This is a genomic window from Bifidobacterium sp. UBA6881, from assembly GCA_002451435.1.
Taxonomy (GTDB): Bacteria; Actinomycetota; Actinomycetes; order Actinomycetales; family Bifidobacteriaceae; genus Bifidobacterium.
In genome coordinates this window covers 1-2509 of sequence record DKCF01000110.1, presented here as the reverse complement: position 1 = coordinate 2509, position 2509 = coordinate 1, and the positions used below count along the sequence as shown (strand labels likewise).

Sequence of the window (2509 nt, the reverse complement as noted above, 5' to 3'; positions counted from 1 at the left end):
ATTCCACTGGAGCAGGAGATCGCGCAATGCCCAATTGTCGAGCATGCGGTGGTCGTCGGCGACAACCGTCCGTTCATCGGCGCGCTGATCACGTTGGATCCGGAGGCGCTGGCGGCTTGGCTGCCGTCCGTGGGGCTTTCGGAAGACACGCCGCTCGACCGCGTGGCCGCCGCCGCTGCGGTGCACGACGAGATCCAGCAGTATGTGGACAAGGCGAATGCGACGGTGTCGCGCGCCGAATCCGTGCGTAAGTTCGTGGTGCTGGACACGCAGTTCACGCAGGAGAACAAGTGCCTGACGCCATCCTTGAAGGTGGTTCGCCCCGCAGTGAACCGCGTGTTCGCCGATGTGATCGACCAACAGCTCTACGCGGGCAAACGCTGAGCGGATACATACCGTTACAAGCCACGGATCGAGGAATCGACCCGTGGCTTTTCGCATGATTCTGATTTCGACACCGAAAACGAAATCGTGCGATATGATTGCGGCGGCCATTACCCCCTAAGGCGTCCCCAGGAACGTTTTCCTTCAGAAAACTGCGGCTAGGGGGTATTTTGCTGGAACCTTTATCGCATCATTTGAAATGGCCCCGCTGAAAATGGAATCGTGCGAAGCGAACGGTCATCGGCATGGTTTCGTTCCCATGCGACTTCATGCGACATATCTCACATATTCCCGCATTTTCAAGGTTTTCCCAGTTTTCTTCCATGTGGATTTCAGCCCGCGTTGGTCGACTAAGAGCCGTTCAACGTCCATTTTTTGGGGAGATGCCACATGAAACGAATCAACATTCCCGTCACGCTCACTTGGCTCGTCGCCCTGTTTGTGACACCACTGCCGTTCCTGGTGATACTCACGACGACGATGCAAACGGTTTACGCGCAGACTCCCAGCATGCCGATCAAGCTCGGCATCGTCGCCTACGCATGGATGCTCGCGGCCGTGTATCTGGCATCAAGGCCACGCTGGCTGGATCGTCTCATCGGGCTGCCCGCGATGTACATGATTCACGGCGTACTCTCCGTGCTCGCGATCGCGGTGTCGTTCCTGCACCAGATGCGATTGCCCGCGGAGGGGCTGGCGAAACTGAGCGGCTCGGCGTCCCTGCATCTGTTCATGCTGGTCGCCATATGGTCGCTGATTACGATGGCCGGCTGGCTGTCCACGCGAGTGCCGGTCATCGGAAAGCTACGCCGGTCGGTTGAGCGCGCGTTCCGTCACGAAACCAATGTATGGCTGCACAGGCTCAATCTGGTGGCGATGGCATTGGTCATCGTACACGTGCATGCGATCGGCTTCATCTATGCGCTCAAGCCGTTCGTGCTATTCTTCGACGTGGTGACGCTGGTGGTGGCGCTATGCGTCGTTCGCGAGAAATTCTCTCGACGGCACCGTTATTCGGGACGTTTGGAGGCGAATGCGCAAATCGCTCCGAATGTGCGCCAGTTGACGATTCGCGTACCGAAGCTGGCCAATGGCTGGCAGCGCGGCGATTTCGCGTTCATCCGTTTTCCCATGATTCCCGGCATGAAGGAACTCCATCCGTTCTCGATGGTGAACGAACCGAACCGGGAGGGATTAATGCGTTTCGCGATTCGCGGCGACGGCGATTTCACGAAGGCGTTGGCTTCGGTCCCCGCCGGTACGGACGGTACCGGCGCACAAGTGGAGGTTTCCGGACCGTTCGGACGTTATGAACGGTTCCTGCAGGAGCATGATCCGAAACGCCCGGTGGTGGTTTATGCCGGTGGCATCGGTGTGACACCTCTGATTCCGGTGGCGATGTCGGCCGCCCGCGACGGGCGGCGGGTGCGGTTCCTTTATTCCGCCAAGACCCAACAGGAACTGCTGTACGCCGATGATCTGCGACGATGGCGGAAGGCCACGCCGAATTGCGAGCTGGCTTTGCGTGCCGGTCGGTTCTCCGACGATGAATTGTCGGCGGCGAAGATGGATGATGCGGTGTATCTCATCGCCGGTCCTTCCGCGATGCTGCGTGCGATCCGCTCGATGCTGTTTCGTTCTGGCGTCCGTGCCGGGGACATCTGCTACGAGCCCTTCGCATGGTAGTGGCAGAGCGCAGCCACCCGAAGCAAAATGGAACAAACCCAAATATCCTGGGTACATTCCCAGTCTTCTGATTTCGCATCATTTTGTTTTCAGTGGTCAAAATCGAAATCCTGCGATACTTATCCGATGACAACTACCCCCCCCCCTAACCGCATTCTTTCCTTCAGAAATGACGGTTAGGGGGCAGTTCTATGAATATTGTTTTCGCACGATTAGAAATATATCCACTAAAAACGAAATTATGAGATACAACAATCCAAATTACGTGACAGCCGAAAAGAGCCAAGCAGGCGCTGGCCCCATACCAGTCCAATGAAAATGAAAACAAGAAGAGGGTCGGTATCAACAAGTGTTGATACCGACCCTCTTATGCATTCTCGGCTACCATCATGTTCTCACCGAAGAATGTTTACCTATCTCAGTGCTGGTTGTTGAGACG

1 protein-coding gene and 1 pseudogene are annotated in these 2509 nt (G+C 56.5%); both read left to right on the top strand.

Translation table 11 applies throughout. The annotated features are described in order from the left end of the window. Nucleotides 1-384, top strand: a pseudogene (locus tag B3C64_RS08385) (long-chain fatty acid--CoA ligase); the annotation flags it as partial. Nucleotides 385-774: 390 nt separating this feature from the next. After that, nucleotides 775-2070, top strand: a complete 1296-nt coding sequence (locus B3C64_RS08380; RefSeq protein ID WP_291535023.1) for an FAD-dependent oxidoreductase — start codon at nt 775-777, stop codon at nt 2068-2070. The last annotated feature ends 439 nt before the right edge of the window (nt 2071-2509 follow it).